This is a genomic window from Rhodanobacter soli (genome assembly GCF_040548735.1).
In the GTDB taxonomy this organism is placed as follows: Bacteria; Pseudomonadota; Gammaproteobacteria; order Xanthomonadales; family Rhodanobacteraceae; genus Rhodanobacter; species Rhodanobacter soli_A.
Window position 1 is genome coordinate 328,724 of record NZ_JBEPSD010000003.1, and the last position, 25,442, is coordinate 354,165.

Annotated in this window: 29 protein-coding genes; 12 read left to right on the forward strand and 17 right to left on the reverse strand. The window is 67.9% G+C overall.

What is annotated here, in order from left to right:
• Nucleotides 1-18: 18 nt before the first annotated feature.
• From ABIE04_RS15485 to ABIE04_RS15495, 3 genes are all read right to left on the reverse strand, one after another.
• Entirely contained in the window at nucleotides 19-1,017 is a 999-nt protein-coding gene (locus tag ABIE04_RS15485) for a hypothetical protein (protein WP_354552183.1), read from the reverse strand.
• A gap of 196 nt (nucleotides 1,018-1,213) precedes the next feature.
• The gene (locus ABIE04_RS15490; RefSeq protein WP_354552185.1) at nucleotides 1,214-1,603 is read right to left on the reverse strand and encodes an MAPEG family protein; all 390 of its coding nucleotides are present in this window, start codon (nucleotides 1,601-1,603) and stop codon (nucleotides 1,214-1,216) included.
• A gap of 72 nt (nucleotides 1,604-1,675) precedes the next feature.
• A complete protein-coding gene (locus ABIE04_RS15495) occupies nucleotides 1,676-2,224 on the reverse strand; it encodes a redoxin domain-containing protein (RefSeq protein WP_354552187.1) in 549 nt (182 codons plus the stop codon).
• A gap of 111 nt (nucleotides 2,225-2,335) precedes the next feature.
• On the opposite strand from ABIE04_RS15495, the gene ABIE04_RS15500 reads away from it, so the two are divergent.
• Nucleotides 2,336-4,285, forward strand: coding sequence for an ATP-dependent DNA helicase (locus tag ABIE04_RS15500; protein ID WP_354552189.1), 1,950 nt, complete (start codon nucleotides 2,336-2,338; stop codon nucleotides 4,283-4,285).
• Between the two features lie 46 nt (nucleotides 4,286-4,331).
• Nucleotides 4,332-4,700, forward strand: coding sequence for a VOC family protein (locus ABIE04_RS15505; protein ID WP_354552191.1), 369 nt, complete (start codon nucleotides 4,332-4,334; stop codon nucleotides 4,698-4,700).
• A gap of 30 nt (nucleotides 4,701-4,730) precedes the next feature.
• Here the strand turns inward: ABIE04_RS15505 and dmeF are convergent, their stop codons facing one another.
• Nucleotides 4,731-5,666 (reverse strand): CDF family Co(II)/Ni(II) efflux transporter DmeF, encoded by a 936-nt coding sequence (gene dmeF, locus ABIE04_RS15510; RefSeq protein WP_354552770.1) that lies wholly within the window; start codon nucleotides 5,664-5,666, stop codon nucleotides 4,731-4,733.
• 55 nt (nucleotides 5,667-5,721) lie between these two features.
• On the opposite strand from dmeF, the gene ABIE04_RS15515 reads away from it, so the two are divergent.
• Together ABIE04_RS15515 and ABIE04_RS15520 are read left to right on the forward strand one after the other, a co-directional pair.
• Nucleotides 5,722-5,991, forward strand: a complete 270-nt coding sequence (locus ABIE04_RS15515) for a metal/formaldehyde-sensitive transcriptional repressor (protein WP_354552194.1) — start codon at nucleotides 5,722-5,724, stop codon at nucleotides 5,989-5,991.
• Nucleotides 5,992-6,125: 134 nt separating this feature from the next.
• Nucleotides 6,126-6,563 (forward strand): DUF4440 domain-containing protein, encoded by a 438-nt coding sequence (locus ABIE04_RS15520; protein ID WP_354552196.1) that lies wholly within the window; start codon nucleotides 6,126-6,128, stop codon nucleotides 6,561-6,563.
• Nucleotides 6,564-6,761: 198 nt separating this feature from the next.
• On the opposite strand, the gene lepB is transcribed toward ABIE04_RS15520, so the two are convergent.
• Both lepB and ABIE04_RS15530 read right to left on the reverse strand, forming a co-directional pair.
• Nucleotides 6,762-7,436: a signal peptidase I gene (lepB, locus tag ABIE04_RS15525; protein ID WP_354552199.1), complete on the reverse strand. Its 675-nt coding sequence runs from the start codon at nucleotides 7,434-7,436 to the stop codon at nucleotides 6,762-6,764.
• Nucleotides 7,437-7,647: 211 nt separating this feature from the next.
• Complete coding sequence (locus tag ABIE04_RS15530) at nucleotides 7,648-8,562, reverse strand: LysR family transcriptional regulator (RefSeq protein WP_354552201.1); 915 nt, start codon at nucleotides 8,560-8,562, stop codon at nucleotides 7,648-7,650.
• Between the two features lie 123 nt (nucleotides 8,563-8,685).
• Here ABIE04_RS15530 and ABIE04_RS15535 point away from each other — a divergent pair, with 123 nt between their 5' ends.
• From ABIE04_RS15535 to ABIE04_RS15565, 7 genes are all read left to right on the forward strand, one after another.
• The gene (locus ABIE04_RS15535) at nucleotides 8,686-9,318 is read left to right on the forward strand and encodes an NADPH-dependent F420 reductase (RefSeq protein ID WP_354552204.1); all 633 of its coding nucleotides are present in this window, start codon (nucleotides 8,686-8,688) and stop codon (nucleotides 9,316-9,318) included.
• A 40-nt stretch (nucleotides 9,319-9,358) separates the two neighbouring features.
• Nucleotides 9,359-9,748, forward strand: coding sequence for a DoxX family protein (locus tag ABIE04_RS15540; RefSeq protein ID WP_354552206.1), 390 nt, complete (start codon nucleotides 9,359-9,361; stop codon nucleotides 9,746-9,748).
• Nucleotides 9,749-9,820: 72 nt separating this feature from the next.
• Nucleotides 9,821-10,633: a dioxygenase family protein gene (locus ABIE04_RS15545; protein WP_354552210.1), complete on the forward strand. Its 813-nt coding sequence runs from the start codon at nucleotides 9,821-9,823 to the stop codon at nucleotides 10,631-10,633.
• Nucleotides 10,630-11,334, forward strand: a complete 705-nt coding sequence (locus tag ABIE04_RS15550; RefSeq protein ID WP_354552214.1) for an alpha/beta hydrolase — start codon at nucleotides 10,630-10,632, stop codon at nucleotides 11,332-11,334. Before ABIE04_RS15545 ends, ABIE04_RS15550 begins: the two co-directional genes overlap by 4 nt.
• A gap of 168 nt (nucleotides 11,335-11,502) precedes the next feature.
• Nucleotides 11,503-12,852 carry a cell envelope integrity protein CreD gene (gene creD, locus ABIE04_RS15555; RefSeq protein ID WP_354552218.1) on the forward strand — a complete coding sequence of 450 codons (1,350 nt, stop codon included), beginning with the start codon at nucleotides 11,503-11,505 and terminating at the stop codon, nucleotides 12,850-12,852.
• Complete coding sequence (gene tsaB / locus ABIE04_RS15560; protein ID WP_354552222.1) at nucleotides 12,849-13,541, forward strand: tRNA (adenosine(37)-N6)-threonylcarbamoyltransferase complex dimerization subunit type 1 TsaB; 693 nt, start codon at nucleotides 12,849-12,851, stop codon at nucleotides 13,539-13,541. The genes creD and tsaB overlap by 4 nt, the downstream gene beginning before the upstream one ends.
• A 46-nt stretch (nucleotides 13,542-13,587) precedes the next feature.
• On the forward strand, nucleotides 13,588-14,460 hold the full coding sequence (locus ABIE04_RS15565; protein WP_354552226.1) for a class I SAM-dependent methyltransferase: 873 nt from the start codon (nucleotides 13,588-13,590) through the stop codon (nucleotides 14,458-14,460).
• 19 nt (nucleotides 14,461-14,479) lie between these two features.
• Here the strand turns inward: ABIE04_RS15565 and ABIE04_RS15570 are convergent, their stop codons facing one another.
• Complete coding sequence (locus ABIE04_RS15570) at nucleotides 14,480-15,517, reverse strand: YeiH family protein (RefSeq protein WP_354552231.1); 1,038 nt, start codon at nucleotides 15,515-15,517, stop codon at nucleotides 14,480-14,482.
• 100 nt (nucleotides 15,518-15,617) lie between these two features.
• On the opposite strand from ABIE04_RS15570, the gene ABIE04_RS15575 reads away from it, so the two are divergent.
• Complete coding sequence (locus ABIE04_RS15575) at nucleotides 15,618-16,511, forward strand: LysR substrate-binding domain-containing protein (RefSeq protein ID WP_354552235.1); 894 nt, start codon at nucleotides 15,618-15,620, stop codon at nucleotides 16,509-16,511.
• A gap of 39 nt (nucleotides 16,512-16,550) precedes the next feature.
• Here ABIE04_RS15575 and ABIE04_RS15580 read toward each other — a convergent pair whose 3' ends face one another.
• The 10 genes from ABIE04_RS15580 to lptA all read right to left on the reverse strand — a co-directional run bounded on the left by ABIE04_RS15580 (nucleotide 16,551) and on the right by lptA (nucleotide 25,425).
• Nucleotides 16,551-17,354, reverse strand: coding sequence for a hypothetical protein (locus ABIE04_RS15580; protein ID WP_354552239.1), 804 nt, complete (start codon nucleotides 17,352-17,354; stop codon nucleotides 16,551-16,553).
• A 188-nt stretch (nucleotides 17,355-17,542) separates the two neighbouring features.
• Entirely contained in the window at nucleotides 17,543-19,288 is a 1,746-nt protein-coding gene (gene ptsP, locus ABIE04_RS15585) for a phosphoenolpyruvate--protein phosphotransferase (protein ID WP_354552243.1), read from the reverse strand.
• Nucleotides 19,289-19,433: 145 nt separating this feature from the next.
• Nucleotides 19,434-19,703, reverse strand: a complete 270-nt coding sequence (locus ABIE04_RS15590; protein WP_354552247.1) for an HPr family phosphocarrier protein — start codon at nucleotides 19,701-19,703, stop codon at nucleotides 19,434-19,436.
• Nucleotides 19,696-20,088, reverse strand: coding sequence for a PTS sugar transporter subunit IIA (locus ABIE04_RS15595; RefSeq protein ID WP_354552252.1), 393 nt, complete (start codon nucleotides 20,086-20,088; stop codon nucleotides 19,696-19,698). Before ABIE04_RS15595 ends, ABIE04_RS15590 begins: the two co-directional genes overlap by 8 nt.
• 37 nt (nucleotides 20,089-20,125) lie before the next feature.
• Nucleotides 20,126-21,031 carry an RNase adapter RapZ gene (gene rapZ, locus ABIE04_RS15600; protein WP_354552257.1) on the reverse strand — a complete coding sequence of 302 codons (906 nt, stop codon included), beginning with the start codon at nucleotides 21,029-21,031 and terminating at the stop codon, nucleotides 20,126-20,128.
• Nucleotides 21,032-21,035: 4 nt separating this feature from the next.
• Nucleotides 21,036-21,986: an HPr(Ser) kinase/phosphatase gene (gene hprK, locus ABIE04_RS15605; protein ID WP_354552261.1), complete on the reverse strand. Its 951-nt coding sequence runs from the start codon at nucleotides 21,984-21,986 to the stop codon at nucleotides 21,036-21,038.
• Between the two features lie 148 nt (nucleotides 21,987-22,134).
• Entirely contained in the window at nucleotides 22,135-22,458 is a 324-nt protein-coding gene (hpf, locus tag ABIE04_RS15610) for a ribosome hibernation-promoting factor, HPF/YfiA family (protein ID WP_354552266.1), read from the reverse strand.
• 148 nt (nucleotides 22,459-22,606) lie between these two features.
• On the reverse strand, nucleotides 22,607-24,064 hold the full coding sequence (locus tag ABIE04_RS15615) for an RNA polymerase factor sigma-54 (protein WP_354552270.1): 1,458 nt from the start codon (nucleotides 24,062-24,064) through the stop codon (nucleotides 22,607-22,609).
• A 97-nt stretch (nucleotides 24,065-24,161) separates the two neighbouring features.
• On the reverse strand, nucleotides 24,162-24,881 hold the full coding sequence (lptB, locus tag ABIE04_RS15620) for an LPS export ABC transporter ATP-binding protein (RefSeq protein WP_354552274.1): 720 nt from the start codon (nucleotides 24,879-24,881) through the stop codon (nucleotides 24,162-24,164).
• A gap of 1 nt (nucleotide 24,882) precedes the next feature.
• Nucleotides 24,883-25,425, reverse strand: a complete 543-nt coding sequence (lptA, locus tag ABIE04_RS15625) for a lipopolysaccharide transport periplasmic protein LptA (protein ID WP_354552278.1) — start codon at nucleotides 25,423-25,425, stop codon at nucleotides 24,883-24,885.
• Nucleotides 25,426-25,442: the final 17 nt, after the last annotated feature.

Here is a 25,442-nt window from a genome sequence, read left to right on the forward strand (position 1 = left end):
CTTTGCCGCAGCGCCGGATCAGGCGTCGAGGTAGAAGTCCTCGAACGCCTGCTGGCTGTTCTTCGGGAGGATCGTGCCCCATTGGCCGTTGACCATGCGCGGCATGACCGCCAGCACGTCCTCGTATTCGGCGGGTACCTCGATGTCCGGCTTGTTGCGTCGCCCGTCCGCGAGATAGATCGCGGTGGGGTCGGGCACGCTTGCATTCTTTCGCCATTTGACCGCGGGCTCGAGGATGTCTTCCTTGTTGCGCCGTCCGTTCGCGAGGTAGACCGCGGTGGGGTCGGGCATCTTCTTTCGCCAGCTGACCACCTCGCCGTGGTTCACCATCAGCGCGCCAGGGTCGGGATGGGTTGCCGCGATGCGGACGTTGAGGAAGGTCGACACCCTGAAGACCAATGGCCCCTCGAAATTTGCCGCCAGCCGCTTCTCGCGCTGCGCGAGGCCCATCTGACCCGGCGCCACGGTCGTGCCCATGCGGACTTCGTGGGCATGCCGGTGGGCGTTCTCCACATCGAACGGCTTGCCGGCGGGGATGATCGCGAACAGGTCGTAGTCGCCGTGCACGTAGCGGGGCGCGAACAGGCCGCTTTCCACCAGCGCGACGCAGCCGTAGTGCGGATGGTTCGGGTTGGTCTGCACCAGGTAGGGCGTGCGGCAGCCGGTGGGTTGTTGCCGGTCGTCGAAACCCGCGTGGTCGCCGGTCTCGGTGATCAGGTAGCGGCTCTCCATCCACAGCTTCCTGGCCGTGTTCAGTCGATCCGAGGTGAACGCATCCGGCCGTAGCAGCGGCGAGCAGACCAGCCCCGCGACCGGATGGCGACCGGCCTTGAGGTCGGCGGTCTTGGCCTTCAGATCGCCGCGCTTGCCGGTGTAGCCGGGCTTGCCCATCCAGCTGATCGAAGCGGCCCCGGTCTTGCGCACCAGGATATGGCAGTCGAACTTCCTGGCCGCCTCGACGAAGAGCATGAAGTGGCCGGGATGCACGTAGTCGTAAAAGGACGCGTCCGCAATCATGGGAGGTTCTCGCCGGCAAGAGAATGACGGATGACCAATTGGTGCGACGCGGATTCGGGAGACGCGCCTCGCTCGCTTTTTTAGCACGGAGCCGCGAGTGCAATGAGTCAGCGCATGACCGCTCGACGTGTGCGGCTATCCCGACAAATCGACGGACCGGTTTCGCGCGTCATGCTCGCCGGCGGTGATGCGGCCGTCAGAGCAGGCGGATCAGCACCAGCACGATGCCGGCGATGCTCGCCGCCCAGAGCAGGGTGCGCAGGTAGGGGATGCCGGCGGCGTATACCGGTACGTAGGCCAGCCGGACCCAGAAGTAGAGCTGGGCGCCGAGCACAGTCATGTTGTCGTGGCGTTGCAGCAGGTGCGCGGCCAGCACCACGGCGACGAACAGCGGAAAGGTTTCCAGGAAATTCGCGCGGGCGCGGTCCAGCCGGCCGCCGATGCCGCTGAGCGGCGGTTTGATCTCGTCGCGCGGGCTGGCGGCCCAGCCCAGTCCGCGCTGGCCGACCATGCAGGTCGCGGTAATCGCGACCTGCACCAGTCCCAGCACGACGCTCCACACCAGCATGCACAGTTCGGTCGTCATGATGCGTCTCCCCGTGGCGGTGCCGGCATGGTGAACCATGACCGGTGCTGCCGCCAGTAGCCGCGGCGGGCGCTACGCCGCGCGCCTGGCCCGGGGGCGGGAGAGGAACTGTTCGACCCGCTCCAGCGGGATGCGATCGCCGGCATCGCGGCCGTAGTACGCCTCGACGATGCGGCCGTGCTCGTTGACCAGGAAGTCGGCCGGCATCAGGTTGCCGGTGTTGAGGCCGGCCAGGCCGACCAGGCGCATGCCCTTGAGCAGGGTCGGCGCGCGCGTCACGATCGCCTTCAGCTTGCGCCACAGCGAACGCTCGATGCCGTAGAGCTCGTGTGCGCTCGAAGTGGGATCGGCGGCAATCTGGAACGGGCGCGGCCGGTGTCCGGCGAAGCGCAGCACGTCCGCCTGCGAGGCGCTGAACACGGCGACGATGTCCAGTCCGCGCTCGGCCAGTTCCGCGTGCCGATGGGTCAGTTCGTAGATGCGGAAATTGCAGAATGGGCAGGCGGCGTCGCGGAAGAACGACAGCAGGGTGAGGCGACCGCGGCTGCTGGTCATGATCGGCTGGCCATGGATGTCGACCAGGTCGAGCGCGGGTGCCGGCTCGGGTGCGAACAGTCTCATGTCGGTTCTCCTTCGGTAGGCGGGCGCATGGCTGCCAAGTTGATGCGCCGGCGCCGGCCGAGGTTCCCGCTGCCGCTTTGTCGAGCGCTGCCGCTCCGCCATACTTGACGGATGAACGACCTCGATGACACCGAGTCCGGCGACGTCGGCGCCCTGCTCGGTGCCGACGGCCCGTTCGCGCGCGAACTGCCGAACTTCGCGCCGCGGCTGGCGCAGCAGGCGATGGCGCGCGCGGTGCAGAAGGCGATTGCCGGACGCGACACGCTGATCGCCGAAGCCGGCACCGGCACCGGCAAGACCTATGCGTATCTGGTGCCGGCGCTGCTGTCGGGCGAACGGGTGATCATCTCCACCGGCACCAAGGCGCTGCAGGACCAGCTGTACTTCCGCGACCTGCCGAAGGTGCGTTCGGTGCTGGGCGCGCGCCTGAAGACCGCGCTGCTGAAGGGGCGCGCGAATTACCTGTGCCTGTATCGGCTCGACCAGACCGTGCGCGAGGGCGCCACCTTCGAGCGCGCGCAGGCAGCGCAGCTGGCGACGATCCGCGCGTGGTCCGCGCGCACGCGCCGCGGCGACCGCATGGAGCTGGCCGAGGTGCCGGAGGAATCGCCGTTGTGGCCGCGTGTCACTTCCACGCCGGAAAACTGCCTCGGCGTGGAGTGCCCGTTCTTCGACGACTGCCATGTGGTGAAGGCGCGCCGCGAAGCGCTGGAAGCGGACGTGGTGGTGGTCAATCACCACCTGCTGTTCGCCGACCTGGCGCTGAAGCAGGAAGGCTTCGGCGAGATCCTGCCGGGCGCCGCGGCGTTCATCCTCGACGAGGCGCACCAGATCCCGGAGCTGGCTGGCCAGTTCTTCTCGCAGAGCATCAGCGCGCGCCAGTTGACCGAGCTGGCGCAGGATGCGCTGACCGAATGCAACGGCGTCACCGGCGCGATCGGCCTGCTGCTGGAACCGGTGGAAGCGCTGCAGGACGCGTTGCGCAAATTGCGCCTGGCGCTGGAGCCGCTGCCCGCGCGCGGTGCATTCCATCTGCTGGAAGACCGCACCGACGTGCGCACCTCGCTGCACGACGCGCGCGAACTGCTCGCCACGCTGGCCGAACTGCTCGCCTCGCAGGCCGAGCGCTCACGTGGCTTCGCCAACCTGCACGAACGCGCCGAGCTGTTCACCGAGCGGCTGGACCGCATCGTCGAATCGCATGGCGACCACGACGTGCGCTGGTACGAAACCTTCCCGCGCGGCTTCGCGCTGTACGCCACGCCGCTGGACCTGGCGGTGCCGATGCGCGGCTTGCGCGAACGCACCCAGGCGGCCTGGATCCACACTTCGGCCACGCTGTCGGTGGCCGGCAACTTCGACCACTTCGCGCGCCAGCTCGGCCTCGACGAGCCGCAGACACTGAGCCTGGAGAGCCCGTTCGACTACGCGCACCAGGGCCTGTGCTACCTGCCGTCGGGCTTGGCGGATCCGAACGCCCGCGACTACACCGAGCAGGTGATCGAGACCGTGCTGCCGGTGCTGCACGCTTCCAACGGCCGCGCCTTCCTGCTGTTCACCTCGCATCGCGCACTGCGCCGCGCCGCCGAACTGCTGCAGGACAAGGTGCCATGGCCGCTGTTCGTGCAGGGCACCGCGCCGCGTCCACGACTGCTGGAGGAATTCCGCGCCAGCGGCCACGGCGTGCTGCTCGGCGCGGCCAGTTTCTGGGAAGGCGTCGACGTGGTCGGCGAGGCGCTCAGCGTGGTGGTGATCGACAAGCTGCCGTTCGCCGCGCCCGACGATCCGGTGCTGATGGCGCGCCTCGCCGCACTGGAACAATCCGGCATCAATCCCTTCATGGGCTGGCAAGTGCCCAGCGCGGTGATCGCGTTGAAGCAGGGCGCCGGCCGCCTGATCCGCGACATGCACGATCGCGGCGTGCTGGTGCTGTGCGACCCGCGCCTCACCAGCAAGGGCTATGGCAAGCTTTTCCTCGCCAGCCTGCCGCCGATGCCGCGCACGCGCGAGCTGGCGGATGTGCAGGCGTTCTTCGATACTGCAGAAGCCCGTTCGTCCTGAGCGTAGCGCAGCCCGCCGGCAAACCCGATCGAGAGAGGACAGCAACATGGCCAAGGTCACCGGACTCGGCGGCATCTTCTTCAAATCACGCGACCCCGCCGCGCTCGGCGCATGGTACGCACGGCACCTCGGCCTCAACGTCGAAGAGTGGGGTGGCGTCCGCTTCAACGAGGACGCCCAGCGCCCCGGCTACACCCTGTGGTCCCCTTTCGCCGCCGACACCGGTTATTTCGGACCCGGCGCACAGCCCTACATGATCAACTTCCGCGTCGACGACCTCGACGCGCTGCTGGCGCAACTGCGCGTCGCCGGCGTCGAGGTGGACGAACGCATCGACCAGAGTGAGTTCGGCCGCTTCGGCTGGATCGTCGACCCCGAGGGCACCCGCATCGAGTTGTGGCAGCCGCCTGCGTAGCAAGGCGATCCCGCCCTGTCGTGCGGTCGATCAGGCCACCGCGACCTCGACCGTCACGTGCACCAGCTCCTCGTGGATGGCCAGTTGCCGGCGGACTTCCTCGGCGCTGATGGCCGAGCTGGCGACCAGTCCGAGGATGCAGGCGTAGCTGTTGCGACCGACGCGCCAGACATGCAGGTCGCTGACGGCCGCCGCCGAAAAATGCTCTTTCACCACATCGCGGATTTCCTCGACCACCGGCTGGTCCATTTCGGCGTCCAGAAGAATCTTGCCGGACTCGCGCAGCAGGCCCCAGGCCCATCGCGCCACCAGGATCGAACCCACGATGCCCATGACCGGATCGAGCCAGGAGGCGCCGTAAAGCTTCCCTCCGACCAGCGCGACGATGGCGAGCACGGAGGTTGCCGCGTCCGCGATGACATGCAGGTAGGCTGCGCGCAGGTTCACATCATGGTGATGGTCGTGCCCGTGGTCGTGCCCATGCCCGTGATGGTGGCCATGCTCGTGCCCGTGCTCTCCCTTCAGCAGCCAGGCGCACAACAGGTTGACTCCCAGGCCGATCACCGCGATCAGGATGGCCTCGTCGTAGTGGATCGCGGCGGGCGCGAACAGCCGTTCGATCGACTGGATCATCATCAGCGCGGCGACGACGGCGAGCAGCAAGGCGCTGCTGTAGCCGCCGAGAATCTCGATCTTCCACGTGCCGAAGGCGAAGCGCCGGTCCTTCGCGTAGCGCCTGGCGAACACGTAGGCCATGACGGACAGCCCCATCGCCAGCGCGTGCGAACTCATGTGCCAGCCATCGGCCAGCAGGGCCATCGAGTTCAGCCAGTAGCCGCCCGCGATTTCCACGACCATCATGGCCGCGGTGATGAACACCACGCGCCGGGTATTGCGCTCCGCCTTCGCGTCGACGTGGTTGAACTGGTGGCTGTGCGTGAATGGCGAGACGTCGGGGGCGGGCATGGTTCGTTCTCGGGTCATATACTCCCCCGTAGTATATGACCACCAGGCCGTCGCCATGTCCCACATCCAGGAAAATCGGAAGAAACTGGTCGCCCGGGTTCGCCGCATCGGCGGCCAGGTGGCTTCGCTCGAACGCGCCATCGAAGGCGACGAAGAGTGCGGCGCCGTGCTGCAACAGCTGGCCGCCGTGCGCGGCGCGGTCAATGGCCTGATCCTCCAGGTGATGGAGGGCCACCTGCGCTCCCACGTGGCCGACGCCGGCAACACGAAGCAGCAGGACGAGTTGCTGCCGGTGCTTGCCGTGCTGAAGAGCTATCTCAAGTAGCTGCCGATCGGCTTGCCGGCAGGAAGTCCGTCTGCCGGGGAGCGTGCCGACGGATCATCGACGCCAAGGCACTCGCATCGGGCCGCGGCACCGGTCAAAGTAGCGGGCGTCTTCGTCGCAGCGGAGCAGAAGCCGTGAGCCGAACATCGAATCGCGATCGACAGCAGGCGTCCGATCCCGCCGAACCCGAACTGGTCACGCCACCCGGGCTGCTGCCCGTGCTGGAAGCGCTGCGCCGGCGCGAGCCGATCTTCCATCGCCCCGAGTTCGGCAGTACTCGCGCCGAATTCGAACGCATGGCTGCCACCGAATTCTGGGAAATCGGCGCTTCCGGCCGCCGCTACAGCCGCGCCCACGTCCTCGACGTACTGGAACACCGCGCCCCCGATCCCGCCGAACACAGCTGGAAAACCCGCGATTTCCACTGCCGCGAACTCGGGCCGGATACCTACCTGCTCACCTACACCCTGGAGCAGGGCGAGCGGGTGAGCCGGCGGAGTACGGTCTGGCGGCGCGCAGGCGACGAGTGGCAGATCGTGTTCCATCAGGGGACGCTGGTCAGGGTACTTTAGGGACCGCCTTTGGCCCGCTGCTCGACGTGTGCTCCCGCCAACGGTCAGCAGGCGCAAGATGACCCTTGCTCGCGACGCGTCGCCAGCAGGGATCGCCGTTGCACTTCAATGACTCTGGATTCCCCGGGCCCCTGCCTTATGCGGGACGGCCGGCTTGAAACATGGCGGTTCGGGATTCCCTGACGGATGGTGGCCGCGTCAGTCCAGCGCCGCGCCGAAGCGGTCCGCACGCGGCAGGTAGTGATGTTCGGGATCGAGCGAGACAACCACGTGGCGGGCGCGGCCGACGATCGCGTTGCGCGGGAAGAAGCCGAAGTAGCGCGAGTCCATGCTGTTGTCGCGGTCGTCGCCGAGCAGGAGGTACTGGCCGGCGGGTACCTGCACCGGGCCGAAGTTGCTGGCCGCGCTGGGGCGGTAGTCGGAAAGGCGGATCGCGTGGCGCATCACGCCGTAATGTTCGATTTCGTAGTGCGCCGGATCGCGCATATCGTCATGGATGCCGCTATAGCTGCCGGTGACGTAACGCGCCGCATGGCCGTTGATGAAGAGCACGTTGCCGCGCATCGCAACCTGGTCGCCGGGCAGGCCGATCACCCGCTTTACCAGGCGTTCGCGCGCGGCATGCGAATCCAGCACCACGATGTCGCCGCGTTGCGGGTCGGCCAGGTGCACGAGTGAGATGTGGGTCAGCGGCAGGCGCACGTCGTAGGCCAGCTTGTCGACCAGGATGCGGTCGCCGATGCGGATGGTGGGCTGCATCGAGCCGGTCGGCACCACGTTCCAGTCGGCCACCGCGCTGCGGAACACGATCATGCACAGCAAGAAGGTGATGAAGCCACGGTTGCGGAGCAGGAATTTCGCGATCGCGCGCATGGCATTCCCCCTGCGGCCGGATGGCCGGTCCAGTAGTGACCGCGCCACTGATGCGAAGTTTCGCCGTCAGCGGTGCGCCTTCTTGCGGTCCGTTGCCGCTCTGCCATTGTCCGCAGCAGTGCCGAAGCCAACCAGGCCATCTCACGCTGACCCACTTTGATAGCAGCTGACTTGTTGCCCGCCGTCTGCTTTCGACGGCGGGAGCGGACATTCAGGCGGCTGGCAGTGTGTCCCAGACGGGCGCCGCAAACGCCTCGACGAGGAAGTCGACCAGCCGGCGCGTCTTGATCGGCAGGTGTTTGCGCGAGGGGTACACCGCGTGGATGCCGAGCGTCATCGCCCGGTAGGTCGGCAGCAGTTCGACCAGGTCGCCGCGGCGCAGATCGTCGGCGACCAGGAAATCCGGTTGCAGGATGATGCCCTGGTGGTCCAGCGCCGCCGCGCGGCAGGTGTCGCCGTTGTTGGCGTGGATGCGCGCGTGGGTGCGCACGGTGACCAGGCTGTCGTCGGGTGCGGTGAACGTCCACTCGTTCCTGGCCGCCCAGTAGCTGTAGGAAATGACCTCGTGCTGCGCCAGTTCGTCCGGGTGCGCAGGCGTGCCGTGCAGCGCCAGGTACTGCGGCGACGCGCAGGCCACCATGCGGGTCGACGCGAGTCGCCGGCTGACCAGTTGCGAGTTGGGCAGGTTGGTGATGCGCACGGCCAGGTCGTAACCCTCCTCGACCAGGTCGACGACGCGATCGCTCAGTTCGATGTCCAGCGACACTTTCGGGTACAGCTGCGCGAAGCGTCCCCACAGCGGGGCCAGGTGCAATACGCCGAAGGTGAGCGGTGCGTTGATCCGCAGCAGTCCGCTGGGCTCGCCGCTGCGCGAACTGATTTCCGATTCCGCCTCGTCGATCGCGGCCAGCATCTCCTTGGCCCGGGTGAAGAACAGTTGGCCGTCGTCGGTCAGCGACAGACGGCGCGTGGTCCGGTGCAGCAGGCGCGCGCCGAGGCGCTGTTCGAGCTCGGCGACATGCCGCGACACCGCCGCCTTGGACAGGCCGGTCGCGTCCGCGGCGCCAACGAAGCTGCCGGCTTCGACCACGGCGACGAAGCTGGCCATTTCCTGGAATTTGTCCATGGTGTCGCCCTATTGCCTCGTTTGGCGAGACAGTGAGTCAATCCAAGGTCAGTTTATCCGTATCTGGCTGATCAATAGGGTACCTCCATGCCCGGATACCCCGGGTACCTGACGGAGACTTCCATGAACATCACCCTGATCGGCACCGGCAACATGGGCTCGGCGCTTGCCAAGCAACTCACCCGCGCCGGCCATGTCGTGCGCATCACTGCTCGCGATCCGGCCAAGGCCCAGGCCCTCGCCGCCGCGAACCCTGGCGCCGTGGCCGCGGTCCCCGCCGACGCGCTGGCCGGTTCGGATGTGGTCATCGTTGCGACCGGTTACGCCGATGCGGTGCCGGCACTGCGTTCGCTGGGTTCGCTGGCGGGCAAGGTCGTCATCGACATCACCAACCCGCTGACCGCCGATTTCATGGGCCTGACCCTCGGTTATGACACCTCGGCCGCCGAAGAGATCGCCAAGGCGCTGCCCGAAGCCGAGGTGGTCAAGGCGTTCAACACCCTGTTCGCGCAGGTGCTGGCCGACGGCCCGCAGTTTGCCGACGGCCAAGTTGCTCCGGCGTTCTTTGCCGGCGACAGCGAACGGGCGAAGCAGACTGCGAAGGCGCTGATCGAAAGCCTCGGTTTCACGCCGGTCGATGCTGGCCCGCTGAAGAACGCGCGCTACCTCGAGCCGCTGGCCGCACTGAACATCTATCTCGGCTACGGCGCCGGCCTGGGCACCGCGATCGCGCCGACCTGGATCAGCAAGGCCTGACCCGACCGCAGCACCCACTTCCCATCTCCAAGGAATCCTCATGAACGCTCCACTCGCGCTGCTCGGCCGCATCGGCCTCTCGCTCATCTTCATCATTTCCGGCTGGGGCAAGATCGCCGGCTACGTCGCCACCCAGCAGTACATGGAGGCGATGGGCGTACCTGGCGCGCTGCTGCCGCTGGTGATCGCGCTCGAACTCGGCGGCGGCCTGGCCATCCTCATGGGTGCGTTCACCCGCTGGATCGCGCTCGCGCTCGCCGCGTTCTCGCTTGCCAGTGCCGCGCTGTTTCACGCCAACTTCGGCGATGCCGCGCAGGCGATCAACTTCTGGAAGAACGTGGCGATGGCCGGCGGCTTCCTGATGCTCGCCGCCCACGGTGCCGGCATGCTTAGCCTCGACCATGTCTGGAACAAACGCCGCGACGCCTGACCGCCGCTGCGTCGATCCTTGCCATTCCACCGCAGCGGGCGCACCACGCCCGCTGCCCCAGCAGGAGCCGCCATGACCACCGCCCCCTCGCTCTTCATCTCCCACGGTTCGCCGATGTTCGCACTGGAGCCGGGCCAGCTCGGTCCGAACCTGCGCGCCATCGGCCAGGCGCTGCGTGGCATCACCGCCGTGCTGGTGGTGTCGCCGCACTGGCAGACCCGGGGCGTGCGCGTCGGCACCAGTGCCGCGCCGGAGACGATCCACGACTTCGGCGGCTTCCCCGCGCCGCTGTACCAGTTGCAATACCCCGCGCCGGGCGCGCCGACACCGGCGCAGGACGCCGCGCGCCTGCTCGAGCAGGCCGGCTTCGCGGTGACGCTCGACGAACGCCGCGGCCTCGACCACGGCGCGTGGGTGCCGCTGCGCTACCTGTTTCCACAGGCCGACATGCCGGTGTTCCAGGTGTCGCTGCCGCAGGACATCGATGCGGCCGGCGCGTTGCGACTGGGCCAGGCGCTGGCGCCGCTGCGCGAGCGCGGCGTGCTGGTGGTCGGTTCCGGCAGCCTCACCCACAACCTGTACGAATTCCGCCAGCACATCCGTGACCCGGAGTACGCGCAGCACTTCGCCGACTGGGTTCGCGATGCCGTGGCCGCGCGCGATGTCGCGGCGCTGGTCGACTACCGTCGCCGCGCGCCGCATGCCGAGCGCGCGCATCCGACCGAGGAACACTACCTGCCGCTGCTGGTGGCCGCGGGCGCAAGCTTTGGCACGGACGCGGCGCGCCTGGTCGAAGGCGGCATGACCTACGGCGTGCTGTCGATGGATTCGTTCGCGTTCGGCCTTCCGGAGGCGGCCCATACCGCGCTGGAGGATGCCGCATGAAGACCTTGTCACCGCTGTCGCTCGATCCCGCCTTCGCGCTGGCGTTCCGCACGCTGCAACCGCCACCGGAAAAGCCGGCGTCGCTGCTGGTGCTGCTGCACGGCGTGGGCGGCAACGAGAGCAATCTCGCCGCACTCGGCGCCGGGGCCGGCAGCGACACGCTGGTGGTGTTGCCGCGCGGTCCGATCACGCTGGGGCCGGAAGCGTTCGGCTGGTTCCGCGTCGCCTTCACCGGCAACGGTCCGCAGATCGTGGAAGCCGAGGCCGACGCCAGCCGCCGCACCTTGATCGACTTCATCGGGCAACTGCAGCAGGCGCACGGTATCGACGCGGCGCATACCGTCGTCGCCGGCTTCAGCCAGGGCGGCATCCTCAGTGCCAGCCTGGCGTTGACCGCGCCCGAACGCGTCGCCGCGTTTGCCGTGCTGGCCGGCCGGATCCTGCCGGAACTCGAGCCACAGCTCGCCGACGCGCGACGCCTGTCCGCGCTGCGCGGCTACATCGCGCATGGCACGTACGACGACAAACTCCCGGTGAGCTGGGCGCAGCGGGCCAGCGACTGGCTCGACCGCCTCGGCGTCGACCACCTGACGAAGTTCTATCCAACCGGGCACGAACTGGGCACGGCGATGCGCGCCGATTTCCTCGCCTGGCTGGCCCGGAACGACCAGCGCTGGAACCGGCCCGGCATCGGGCAATAGACCCAAACCTGGCAAGCGCGCCCACCATCGCAGGCTCAGCGCGGCGGCGGGCACGGCGTGCGGACAGGCAATGGTCGCCCGGCTGCCCGCGTTTCGCCTGTGTCTGCCCGCTGCTGCGCCGCTGGTGCTGTTGTGATCGACACTCCGGATCAAGGGAGTGCTGGGGCTATGGGCAAGTGGACACAGACAGTCACCGCCAAGGTACTGGGCGTCGGTGTGCTGGCGTTGTTGATGACGATACCGTTGCTGCAGGTGCGCGGCCTGGTCAGTGAGCGTCAGCAGTTGCGCGAGGGTGCGATCGCGCAGATTGCGCAGGGTTGGGGCGGCAAGCAGGTGCTGGGCGGACCGGTGCTGGTGGTGCCCACGTTGCAACAGGTAGCCGTGGCGGAGAACCAGCCATCACAGTGGCGCGCCGGCAGCGAGAGCATGCTGGCCGACGCGCTGAAGCTGGACGTGGCGATGGCGGTGGAGACGCGCAGTTACGGCATCTATGCCGCGCCGGTGTTCGTCGCCACGGTGAAACTCGGCGGCCAGTTCCGCGCGCAGGATCTGGCCCAGTTCCGTCGCGCCAGCAATGCGCCATGGCAGGGCGGCAAGGCCGAGCTGCGCCTGCCGATCGGCGACCTGCGCGGGTTGCAGGAAGTGAGCGACCTGCGCATCAACGGCCAGCCGGCGCGCTTCGAGTCATCGGCCGAGCGGCTCGGTCCGTGGCCGAACGTGGTGGTGCCGGTCGACCTCGACACGCTGAGCGATCGGCCGATCGACGTGCAGATCACGCTGAAGCTGGCCGGCACCGAAGCGCTGCAGCTGCTGCCGCTGGCACGCAGTACCGACGTGACGATGCACGCGTCCTGGAGCGATCCCAGCTTCATCGGCGCCGCGCTGCCGCTGGAGCACAAGATCGACGCCGCCGGCTTCAGCGCGCACTGGCACCTGCTCGACCTCAACCGCAGTTACGGCCAGCATTGGACGGACGTCGACAGCGACATGAGCGCCGCGCTGCAGGCATCCACCTTCGGCGTGCAGCTTTACCAGCCGGTCGACGTGTACCAGCGCAACGTGCGTGCGGGGAAATACGGGCTGCTGTTCATCGCGATGACCTTCGTGGCGTTCTTCCTGTTCGAAGTGCTCAAGCGGCTGCGCGTGCATCCGGTGCAGTACCTGCTGGTGGGCGCCGCGCTGGCCACGTTCTACGTGGTGCTGCTGGCGTTGTCCGAGCAGATCGGTTTCGGCCCGGCTTACGCGCTGGCGGCCGCGGCAGTCGCCGTGCTGGTCGGCGGCTATGCGATGGCGGTGCTGCGCGCGCGGCGTGCCGGCCTGCTGCTGGGCGGCGTGCTGGGGCTGATCTACGCGATGCTGTATGGGCTGATCGCGGCCGAACAGTACGCGCTGCTGATCGGCGCGCTGGTGCTGCTGGCGATGGTCGGCTTGATGATGTACCTGACCCGCCGTATCGACTGGTACGCGTACGTACCCACGTCGACCGAGCCGCCAGCCGCTATCATGGAGCAACCATGAACCTGCTTGCGATCGAAACCGCCACCGAAGCCTGCTCCGTCGCCCTGATCCACGGCGACGAGCTGATCGCCCGCAGCCAGATCGCGCCGCGCCGGCACACCGAACTGGTGCTGCCGATGGCCGACGAGCTGCTGGCCGAAGCCGGCATCGGCCGCCATGCGCTGGACGCGATCGCGGTGGGCCGCGGACCGGGCGCCTTCACCGGCGTGCGCCTTGCCGTCTCGCTGGCGCAAGGCATGGCGCTGGCGCTCGATCTGCCGGTGATCACCATTTCCTCGCTGGCGGCACTGGCGCTGGAGGCTCCGGAGGAGGAGGGCACCACGATCCTCGCCGTGATCGACGCGCGCATGGGCGAGATCTACGCCGCCTGCTACCGCCGCGACGACAGCGGCGGCCTGATCGCGCTGGACGACGAACGCATCTGCACCGCCGAATCGCTGCTGTTGCCGGATGCCGCCGCGTGGCAGGTGGTCGGCACCGGCTGGGCCACCTATGCCACCGCGCTGAGCCAGCGCCTCACCGGCATCCTGCATTCTGCCGATGGCCTGCGCTACCCGCAGGCCGCCCACGTCGCGGAGCTGGCGCTGCGCGAGTTCCAGGCCGGCCACATGCAGGCGCCCGAACTGGCGCTTCCGGTGTATCTGCGCGACAAGGTGGCGTTGACGCTGGTGGAACAGGGCAAGGCGTGAGTTGCCGGTTGTCCTGTCCCCCGCCGGGCGCGGGAATGGGCGACGGATGAGCCGCGCGCTGCAGGCGTTCATCAGCGCGCTGGAGCAGGACCGTGCGCTGCGCGAGCCGAGTCGATTGCGCGAGCGCAGCGATGTGCTCGAGCGTCTTGAGACTTGGCGTTTCTGCGGGCAGCCGCCTGATGCGCCTGCCGTGGAAGCGGGACTGCGTGATCGCGTCGAGGCCTTGTGCGCCGAGTTCGAAGCCATCGATGGCCGGCTTTACCAGGGCATTCGCCAGGACATCCCGCATGGCGCGGGTGCGCACAGGCTGCTTGAATGGGTGCGTGCAGCCGATCCGGATCGCGATGCTGAGGCGCACGCCCGCGGCGACAGCTACGACCATCTCGATGCGCTGGTCAGCGGTGTCCTGCAGATCGACGAACCGGAGTCCCCACTGGTCGGGTTGGCGGCGGAGATGGTGTTCTATCAGCCCACGCCGGCACGGCATATCTTCGACATGCTTGCGCGCAGCGCACTCGATCAGCATGACGTGCTGATCGATCTGGGCTCGGGGCTGGGCCATGTCCCACTGCTGGCTTCCATCTGCACCGGCGCACGCTGCATCGGCATCGAATGGGAAGCGGCCTATGTCGAATCTGCGCGGCGCTGTGCGCAGGCGCTGAACCTCGACCAGGTGACGTTTGTGCAAGGCGATGTGCGAGCGGCCGATCTTTCGGCCGGCACGGTGTTCTATCTGTACACGCCGTTCGAAGGCGCGATGCTGCGCGAAGTGCTGGACATGCTGCAGGCGGAGGCGGCCCGGCGCGAGATCCGCATCTGCACGCTTGGACCTTGCACCGCGGCCGTTGCACAGGAACGTTGGCTGCGGGCCGCCGGTTCGTGGGAGATCCATCGGCCTGCCATGTTTCGCAATGCTTGAACGCGGGACGTGGCGGCCGTCAGAGCTGCCCGATCACCCACTGCACCAGCAAACTGCTGACCGCCACCGCAACCCACACGCCCAGCCCCAGCAGGATCGGCCGCGCGCCGCTGGCGGCCATCTTGCGCAGGTTGGCGGACAGGCCGATCGCGGTGAGCGCCACGATGATCAGGAACTCGGCCAGCATGTGGATGGACGGCTGGATCGCCACGGGGATCACGCCGGCGGTGCGGATGGCGGACGCGACGAGGAACCACAGGATGAACCACGGGAAGATGCTGGCGAGGCTGAAGTGGCCGACGCTGCCGGCCTGCGCATGCCTGCGCTTCTCGCGTGCGGCGACGGCGAAGGCGAGCACCAGGCAGACCGGGATGATCAGGGTAGCGCGGGTGAGCTTGACGATCGTGGCGTAGTCGCCGGCGGTCTTGCTGAAACTGTAGCCGGCGGCGACCACCGACGAGGTGTCGTTGATCGCGGTGCCGGCCCACAGGCCGAAGCCCAGGTCGCTCAAATGCATCAGGTGGCCGAGCAGCGGGAACAGCAGCACCGCGACCAGGTTGAACAGGAAGATGGTGGAGATCGCGAACGCGGTGTCGTGGTCGTCCGGGCGGATGATCGGCGTGACCGCGGCGATCGCCGAGCCGCCGCAGATCGCGGTGCCCACGCCGATCAGGATCTTCAGCTTGTCGTGCACGCCGAGCCAGCGACCGAGCAGCCAGGCGGCGAGGAAGGCCACGGTCATCGTCACCAGGGTGACCGACAGCGACTCGAGACCGGTCTTCGCCACCTGGTCGAGGCTGAGCCCGAAGCCCAGCGCGATGATCGACCACTGCAGCACCTTCTTGCCGGCGAACGCGATGCCGGGGTTGTAGCGTTCGCCCGGCGACAACAGGTTGCGCACCACGATGCCCAGCACGATGCCGATCACCGGGCCGCCGATCAGCGGCGCCCAGCGCCCCAGCAGCAACGCCAGCAGGCCGATCCCCACCGCCAGCAGCAGGCCAGGGACACGTTGTCGAACGAGCGTGGGGGTAACCGCAAGGGATGGTGCGTTCATGCATGGACTCCGGCAATCGCGCCATTGTCTGCCCGTACATCAATCAGGAAAATTTGGAATATGTGATGGGACGTATAAGGAAAGCTGATAAGATCGGCTGATGATGAACATCAGCCCGCGCCAGCTGGACGTGTTCGTGCAGATTGCGCTGCACGGCAGCGTGCGTGCCGCCGCCGAGCGGCTGCACCTGACCCAGCCCGCGGCCAGCATGGCGCTGGCGGAGATGGAGCGGCAGCTGGATGCGGCGCTGTTCGACCGCGAGCGCGGCCGCTTGCGCCTGAATGCCCGTGGCCGCGAGCTGCTGCCGCTGGCGCAGGAACTGCTGGAACGCCATGCCGAGTTCGGCCGGCGCGGACGCGAGGAGGGCGCCGAGCTGGGCGGCGAACTGCGCATCGGCGCCAGCAACACGGTGGGCAATTACCTGGTCGGCGAACTGCTCGGCGGATTCGTGCGCGCGCACCCGCAGGTGGCGATCCGCCTGCGCGTGGCGAATACCGAGACGATTGCCGCCGCCATGCTCGAACACAGCCTGGACGTCGGCTGCGTCGAAGGCCCGGTGGCGCATCCGCTGCTGGAAGTGCGGCCGTGGCGCGACGACCTGCTGGTGGTATGTGCGCCGCCGGAACATCCGCTGGCGCGCCGGCGCGGGCTGAAGCCTGCGGATTTCGCCGGTGCACGCTGGGTGCTGCGCGAGCCCGGCTCGGCCACGCGCGCCACCAGCGAGCGCGTGCTGGCGCAGTTGCCGCCCGGCGAAACCGTGCTGGAACTGGATCAGATCGAAGCGATCAAGCAGGCCGTGGTGGCCGGGCTGGGCATCGCCTGCCTGCCCGCGGTGGCGGTCACCGACGCGCTGGCGACCGGGCGGCTGAAGGCGCTGAAGACGCCGTTCCTCGACCTGGGCCGCAAGCTCTCGCTGCTGCTGCACCGACGGAAGTACCGCGGCGCGCTGCTGGACGCGTTCCTCGAGGGGATCGACCTCGATCGTGCTCGCTGAGCCGGCGGCAGGCCGTCCCTGGCCTGCGCGCGCCGGGACTTATTGCTTCATCGCCACGAACGACATGTGGGTGTCGTGCAGCTTGTCGTCGACGGCGATGGTCATGCTCCTGCCATCTGGCGCGACAGTCATCTTCGCCACGCTGATCACCTTGCCGTCGCGCTTGGCGGTTTCCTGCATGACGTGCTGGCCCAGCTTTCGCACCGAGACGCTGGTTGCGCCGGGATCGCCCTTGTAGGGGGCGTCGCTGCCGTCCATCTTCGCGCTGTACGACTCGCCGGTTGGAGCGCTCATGCTGAACGTGTCGCCGTCGACCTTGTAGCTGCGGGTGAGCGCGTTGTCCGAGACGCTGCCGTAGCTCTGCGTGCGCCACGAGCCGGAAACCGCGTGCGCGCCGGCCGGTCCCTTCGCCACGCGCACCATGGTGCCGTTGCCGGTCACCGGGTCGGTGCTGTTGTTGCTGCTGTCGGTAAACTCGAAGTTCGCCGTCTTGCCGTCGGCGGCCACGGTCATGGTCGAGTTCGAGATGACCTTGCCGTCCTTCTTGTCGATCTCATGGATCGCGTGGTCGTCGACGACGGTAACCGCCATCGTGTCGTAGTACGGATGGCCGCTGACCGGCTGGTCGGTGCCGTCGGCCTTCACGCTGACCGGTGGAACGCAGGTCTTGCAGTGGTACATGCCGTTCTGCAGCAGCAGGACGTCGGGCTTCTTCGGCATCTCGACCTTCTTCAGGTCGATCTTCCAGGTGCCGTCGAAGGCGCTTTGCGCCGTGGCCGGCGAGGGCATGAGGCATGCCCCCAGCAACCCTCCCAGAAGTACAGCGACAAGTGACTTGTTCATGATGACACTCCCCATGGCCGTGGATCGGTTCGATGAGATGCGGAGTTGTCGTGCCGGAGTCCGGGCGGTGAAGAGCGTGCACGCAGCTGGTTTTCCCCTGAACCGCTGACAATGCGCCGGGAAATGTAAAGCGCAGCGAAACGATTCGTGACGAAAAGGGGGGATGAGCCTTCGTCGGAAGCAGGGGCTCAGTTCGTGGCGGCTGCGTCCACGATGTCGTTCAACATCGCCTCGGCCTGCTCGTGGGTATGTGCGCGCAGCAACTGCGCGGCGTGGCGGCGCAGGTGGGCGTGGTCGAGCGTGGCCAGGCGGTCGCGCACCTGCAGGATCTGCGCCGGGTGCATGCTGAATTCATCGAGCCCGAGCAGCAGCAGCAGCGCGGTGAAGTTCACGTCGCCGGCGATCTCGCCGCACAGGCTGACCGGCTTCCCGGCGCGGCGGCCGGCGCTGAGCACGTGCGAGATCAGCCGCAGCAGCGCCGGCTGCAGCGGGTTGTAGATGTTTTCCAGCGCGTCGTTGCCGCGGTCGGCGGCGAGGACGTACTGGGCCAGGTCGTTGGTGCCGATGGCCAGGAAGTCGGCGTGCTCCAGCAGGGCGCGCACGTTGATCGCCGCCGCCGGCACCTCGATCATCGCGCCCAGCGGCAGTTTCTCCGGCAGGTCGATGGCTTCGCGCTTCAGGTCCTGCCGTGCCAGCTTGAACAGCGTGCGCACCGCGATCAGCTCGTCGGGCTGGGTCACCATCGGCACCAGCACGCGCATGGGGCCGTAGCAGGCGGCGCGCAGGATCGCGCGGATCTGCGTGGTGAACACCGCCGGATAGCGCAGCGACAGGCGCACGCCGCGCACGCCGAGCGCGGGATTGTCCTCGCCGCGCAGGGTGAGTCCGGCGGCATCGGCCTTGTCGGCGCCCAGGTCCAGCGTGCGGATGGTCACCGGCAGGCCGCCCATGCCCATCACCAGGTCGCGGTAGGCGATGAACTGCTCGTCTTCCGACGGCAGGCCCTTGTGCTTGAGGAACAGGAATTCGGTGCGGTACAGGCCCACGCCGTCGGCGCCGCGGGCGCGCGCCATCGCCACGTCGGCGGGCGTTTCGGCGTTCGCCAGCAGCGCGATCTCGACGCCGTCGCGGGTGCGCGTGGGCGCGTTCGCCAGCTTGGCCAGGCGACGGCCTTCGGCCACGGCCTCGCGCTGCCATGCGCGATAGCGCGACAGGTCCTGCGCGGCCGGATGCACGATCGCCTCGCCGCGCTCGGCATCGAGCAGGATCAGGTCGTCGTCGTGGATGTTCGACAGCGCGTCGCGGGTGCCCACCAGCATCGGCAGGCCGAGGCTGCGCGCCAGGATCGCGCTGTGCGAATACGCGCTGCCGGAGCTGGCGACCACGCCGAGCAGGCCGTTGCCGGCCAGCTGCGCCATGTCGCCCGGCGCGATGTTGTCGGCGATCAGGATCTCGCCCACGCGCGCGGCCAGCTTGCGCTCCTCCGGGCTGGTCTGCCGCTGCAGCGCGGAGATCACCCGGTTGATCACCTGCTCGACGTCTTCCTTGCGGCTGCGCAGGTAGGGATCGTCCATCGCCTCGAACACGGCGGACAGGCGGTCGCGCTGCTTCTTCAGCGCGGCGCCGGGACGGTAGTGGCCGATCTTTACCAGGTCGTCCAGTCCGCGCAGCAGTTCCGCATCGTCCAGCAGCAGGCTGTGCGCGTCGATGAATTCGTTGACCTCGCGCGCCAGCGCGCCGTGCAGCTTGCCGCGCAGCTCGCGCAGTTCCTGCCGCGCGGTGTCCAGCGCCTGGTGCAGCTTCGCCAGTTCGCCCTCGATCTCGTGCTCGGCCAGCGGGCGGGTGTCCACCGTGTAGCGGCTGGGCTGCACCAGCCGGGCACGGCCCAGCGCCATGCCGTGAGCGGCGATGGTGCCGTGGAGGATGTGTCTCACCGGTGGCTCCTTGCGGAGCCGGGAATCGAGGGTCGGGAACGGGGAGTTGGCAAAGCCGGCAGCATGAGGCCGACGGCGAACCGCCAGCCCGCGCGCGCTCTGCTTCCACCGGTTCCCCATTCCCGATTTCCGATTCCCATACCAGTCATGCTCCCTCGTCGAACTTGCGTTCGAACAGCTGAACCACGGCGGCCAGCGCGGATTCCTCGTCCGGCCCGTCGACGCGAACGGTCAGCGGGCTGCCGAGGCCGGCGGCCAGCATCATCACGCCCATGATGCTTTGCGCGTTGACCTCGCGGCCCTTGCTGACCAGCCACACGGTGGATTTGAAACCCTGTACCAGTTGCACCAGCTTGGCCGAGGCGCGGGCGTGCAGTCCCAGCTTGTTGGTGATGACGATGTCTTGCTCACGCATGGTCGATGAAGATTCCCCCGCGGCCACCGCTGGCGGCGATCTCGGCCAGTTCGTCCAGTGGTTTTTCCGCATAGTTGAGTACGCGCAGCAGCATCGGCAGGTTGAGGCCGGAGACGCAGCGAAGATGCACGCCGAGCGCGCCCAGCGACAGGCCGATATTGCACGGCGTGGCGCCGTACAGATCGGCCAGGATCAACACGCCGTCGCCCTGGTCGAGTTCGCGCGCGTGATGTGCGGTAAGCGTGCGCATCACGTCCGGGTCGGCGCTGGGCGGCACTTCCACCGCGGCCACCTGCAGCGGCAGCCTCGGCATCACGTGATGCGCCGCGGAGATCAGCGCGTGGCCGACCGCCTCATGGGTCATCAGCAGCACGCCGACGCTCATGGCCGGCGGCCCGAGATGTTTGCAGGAGCCGTCATCATCACTCCAGCTCGCGATGGAAGGTGAGCACGCCTTCGCGGCGATCGCGATAGTGCGCGGCGAGCTTCTCGACCAGGTAGACCGAACGGTGCCTGCCGCCGGTGCAGCCGATCGAGATGGTCACGTAACTGCGGTCGTCCTGTTCGAAGCGCGGCAGCCAGGCGTCCAGCCAGCGCGCGGTGTCGGCGAAGTATTCGCCGACCAGCGGTTCCGCATCGAGGAACTCGCGCACCGGCGCATCCTTGCCCGACAGCGGGCGCAGGCGCGGGTGCCAGTGCGGGTTCGGCAGGCAGCGCGCATCGAACACGAAGTCCGCGTCCAGCGGCAGCCCGCGCTTGAACGCGAACGACTGGAACATCAGGGTCAGCCCTTCGGTGGCCTGCGCGTAGCCGGTGGCGACCAGCCGGCGCAGCTGGTGGACATTGAGTTCGCTGGAGTCGATCACCTTTTCGGCGATCGCCATCAGCGGGCGCAGCAGCCGGCGTTCCTCGACGATCGCGTCCGCCAGCGATACGCCACGGGTGGCCAGCGGATGACGGCGGCGGGTTTCCGAATAGCGCTTGATCAGCACTTCGTCGCGGCAATCCAGAAAAATCAGATGCACCTGCACGCCGGCCGCGGCCAGTTCCGACAGCACGGTCGGCATGTGCGCGAAATCGGTGCCGCGGTTGCGCACGTCCACGCCCACGGCGATGCGCCGCGGCCGGCCGCGGCGGTCGCCACTGATGGCTGCGTTGACCAGTTGCGGCAGCAGCACCGAAGGCAGGTTGTCGACGCAGTAAAACTCCAGGTCCTCCAGCGCGCGCAGCGCCACCGTCTTGCCGCCGCCGGACATGCCGGTCAGCACGATCAGGTGGACCTCGTGCGGGTCGGTCAGCGGGTTGGGCGGGGGGATGTCGTCACTCATGCTTTCACCATGGAGGCAAACGGCGCAGCTGGTGCGCCTGGCGGTCGATGAAGGTCTGCGCCGGGTCGATGCCCTTGCTCTTCAACGCATGGTTGCGCACGGCGGCCTCGACCAGCACCGCCAGGTTGCGGCCCGACGCCACCGGGAGGGTGATCATCGGCACCTGCACGTCGAATATCTCGCGGTGGCCGATGTCGCCGGTGAGGCGGGTCAGCGCGTCGGTCTCCTCGCCGTCGCGCAGCGGCTTGAGGTGGACCACCAGGCGCAGGTACTTGGACGTCTTGACCGACATGTGGCCGAACATCTCGCGCACGTTGAGCACGCCCAGCCCGCGCACTTCCAGCAGGTCCTGCAGCAGCTCGGGACAGGTGCCGTCGATCACGTCCGGTGCGATCAGGGTGAATTCGGTGGCGTCGTCGGCGACCAGCCGGTGGCCGCGGCTGATCAGTTCCAGCGCCAGCTCGCTCTTGCCGGAGCCGGCCTCGCCGGTGATCAGCACGCCGATGGAGAACACTTCCAGGAACACGCCGTGCAGGGTGGTCTTGGCCGCCAGCATGCGCGCCAGGTGGTACTGCAGGTAAGTCAGCAGTTCGTGGCCGCGCTTGGGACTGATCCACAGCGGCGTGTTGGTTTCCTCAGCCACCTCGCGCAGGTCGGCCGGCACGGTCTGGTCCTTGGTCACGATGAGCGCCACCGGCTGGTAGGCGGCGATCTTGTGCATCACCTCCCAGCGCTGGCGCGAGTCCAGCCCGTCGAGGAAGTTCAGCTCCTCCGAGCCGATGATCTGGATCTTGTTCGGATAGATGACGTTGAGGTAGCCGATCAGCGACGGCCGGCGCGCCTGCGCCACGCCCGGCTCGAGCACGCGCGACTCCCCGCGCATGCCGGACACCCAGCGCAGGGCCATGCGTTCGTGAACGCCATCGTAGAGTTGTCGCGCGCTGATCCGATCCAAACCTGGGGTCCTTTCGCCGCATGTCGATGCCCGACGGGCCTTTGCGGCGGCATGACCATTGTGCCAGCTTGGACGGATACGCGTGTTCAGAGCGGAAAACGGCCCGCCCTGGAACGGGCGGGCCGCGATCGACCGGACGCCGCCGGGATCAGCCGTACTGGCGCTCTTCGCGCGCTTCGCGCTGGTGTTTGTCGGCGACCTTTTCACGGTACTTGCGCAACTGGGCGACCAGTTTGTCGAACAGCACGTCGAGGGAGGCGTACATGTCGGCCTCGGTCGCTTCGGCGTGCAGGGTGGCGCCGATGACGCCCAGGGTGCCGTCCGCGCGGTGCTGGAGCTTGTCGACCGACAGCACGATCGCAAGGCTCTTCAATTTGTCGTCGAGGCGGGTGAGGCGGTCGAGCTTGGCGGTGGCGTGGTCGCGCAGGGCCGGGGTGACTTCAATCTGCTGGCCGCTGAGTTGGAATTGCATGGGGCGCCTCCTCTGGTGGTGCAGTGCCGCTTTTCGCGGCGGGGTGGACATGCCGGGCCCGGGGGCCGGGCACATCGTCAATCACTCTCTAGCAGGTATGGGAGCGCTTTTCCGTTAACCAAGTTCCCGCGTGTGTCCCTGGTGACAATCAGCTGGCGCGCTGGCGCTCGCTGGACGTGGGAATGCGCAGTCCTTCCCGGTACTTGGCGACGGTGCGGCGGGCGACCTGGATGCCCTTGCGCTGCAATTCCTCGGCGATCGCCAGGTCGGACAACGGCTTGCGCACGTCCTCGGCCTCGATCAGCTTGCGCAGCATGGCCTGGATCGCGGTGGCCGAGGCGCTGCCGCCGTCCTCGGTGGAGACGCCGCTGGAAAAGAAGTATTTCAACTCGAACGTGCCGCGCGGGGTGTGCATGTACTTGCGGGTGGTGACGCGCGAAATGGTGGATTCGTGCATGCCCACTTCCTCGGCCACCTCGCGCAGCACCAGCGGGTGCATGGCTTCGGGGCCGTAGTCGAGGAAGGCGCTTTGCCGCCGCACGATCGCCTCGGCGACCTTGAGCAGGGTCTCGGCGCGCGATTCCAGGCTCTTGATCAGCCAGCGCGCCTCCTGCAGCTGGCCGCGCATCCAGCTGGCATCCTCGCCGCGGGCCTGGGCGATCAGGCCGCAGTAGTGCTGGTTCAGGCCCAGCCGCGGCTGCGCGTCCGGGTTCAGGCTGACCCGCCAGCGGCTGCCGTCGCGCAGCGCGTAGACGTCCGGTGCGACGTATTCCACCGGGGTGGCGTCGAGCGCTGCACCCGGACGCGGATCGAGGCTGCGGATCAGCACGGCGGCCGCCGCCACGTCGTCTTCGCTGGCGCGCAGGCGCCGCGCCAGTCGGGCGACGTCGTTGCGCGCGAGCAGGTCGAGTTCGGCGTCGACGATGCGCAGCGCCAGGTCGCGCTGCGGCGTATCCGGGTCGAACTGCTCCAGTTGCACGCGCAGGCAGTCGCGCAAGTCGAGGCTGCCCACGCCGGTGGGATCGAAGCCCTGCAGCCGGCGGCGCACGGCCTCGACCTCCTCGACGCTGGCGTTGAAGTCGGCGGGCAGGGCGGCGAGCACCGCCTCCAGCCCTTCACCCAGGTAGCCGGCGGGATTGAGCGCGTCGATCAGCACGGTGGCGATCAGGTGCTGGCGCGGGTTGAATGAGGCCAGGTTGAGCTGCCACAGCAGGTGCTGCTGCAGCGTTTCCGGCGCGGCGTTCTGCGGCTCGAAATCGTCGTCGCCGCGCGCGCTGCTGTTGCTGTTGCCCCCGTTGTTGCTGGAGAAGTCGATCGGCGTTTCGGCCACGCCGCCGCCGTCCGACCAGTCACCGGCGTCGCCGTCGTCATTGTTGCTGGCGGCGACCGCCTCGACGCTGGGGTATTCGCTTTCGGTCTCGACGCTCTCGGTCGCCTCGTCGTCCTCGACTTCCTCCGCGAATTCCAGCAGCGGGTTGCTTTCGGCGATCTGCCGCAGTTCGGTTTCCAGCTCCAGTTGCGACAGTTGCAGCAAGCGTATCGCCTGCTGCAGTTGCGGCGTCAGGGTCAGTTGCTGGTGGAGGCGAAACTGTAGCGCGGGTTTCATGCCAGCCGGATCGAAGGAAGTCGCGACCATCGTAACGCTTGCCCGCAGGTGCGGCCATAGCTGCGGTCCGCAGCAAAAGCGGACCGCGACAGGTAATTCAGAGCCGGAATTCGCGGCCCAGGTAAACCTCGCGCACCTTCTCGTCGGCGAGGATGTGCGCCGGGGTGCCGCGCGACAGCACCTCGCCGTCGTTCAGGATGTAGGCGCGGTCGCAGATGCCCAGGGTTTCGCGCACGTTGTGGTCGGTGATCAGCACGCCGATGCCGCGCTCCTTCAGGTGCCGCACGATGCGCTGGATCTCGCCGACCGAGATCGGGTCGACCCCGGCGAACGGTTCGTCCAGCAGCATGTAGCGCGGGTTGGCGGCCAGCGCGCGGGCGATCTCGACCCGGCGCCGCTCGCCGCCGGACAGGCTGATGCCCTTCTGCCCGGCGATGTGGGCGATCTTCAGTTCGTCCAGCAGGTTTTCCAGCTCGGCGCCGCGCTGCTGTTCGCTGAGCCCGTCGCGCAGTTCCAGCACGGCCATGATGTTGTCGGCCACGCTGAGCCGGCGGAACACCGACGCCTCCTGCGGCAGGTAGCCGATGCCGAGCCGGGCGCGCGCATGCATCGGCAGGCCGGTGATGTCCCGCTTGTCCAGCTTGATCGTGCCGCCATCGGCCTCGATCAGGCCGACCACCATGTAGAAGCAGGTGGTCTTGCCGGCGCCGTTGGGGCCAAGCAGGCCGACCACCTCGCCTTCGCGGATCGAGAAGCCGAAATCGCGAACGACCTGGCGCGCCTTGAAGCTTTTCTGCAGACCTTCGGCGGAGAGCACGTCAGGGTTGTTCCTGCGCTGGGGCCGGACTGCTCTGCGCCGGGGCCGGCGAGGTAGAGGCCGGCGTGGATGAGGATGCGGCAGGCGTGGCCGGTTTCGGCTTGGGCTGGAAGGTCATGTGCACCATGCCATCGCCACTGCTCTCGCCGGTCATCTGGCTGGTCTGCGTGTTGTAGGTCAGCTTGTCGCCCTGGGCTTCGCCACGGCCTTTCTGCTTGACCGATGCATTGCCGGTCAGCACGGCGACCTGCTTGACGTTGTCGTAGTCGATCGCGGTGGCATCGCCCTGCATGAGGTTGCCGCTGTCATCGAGCTGTTCGATGTGGGCCGGCGTGCCGGTGATGACCACCCGCGTGACGCTGTTGTCCGCGTCCAGGTAAGCGGTGGCCAGCGCGCCGGTTGCCTTCAGGGTGCCCTGGGTGAGCAGCACGTTGCCCTTGTAGTGAATGACGCCATTGGCTTGCTGGGTTGCGTCGAATGATTTCGCCGCGATGTTCGCCGGCTTCTGGCGGTCATCCTTGCGGGCAAGCGCGGGTTGCAGCATGGCCAGTCCCAAGCCCA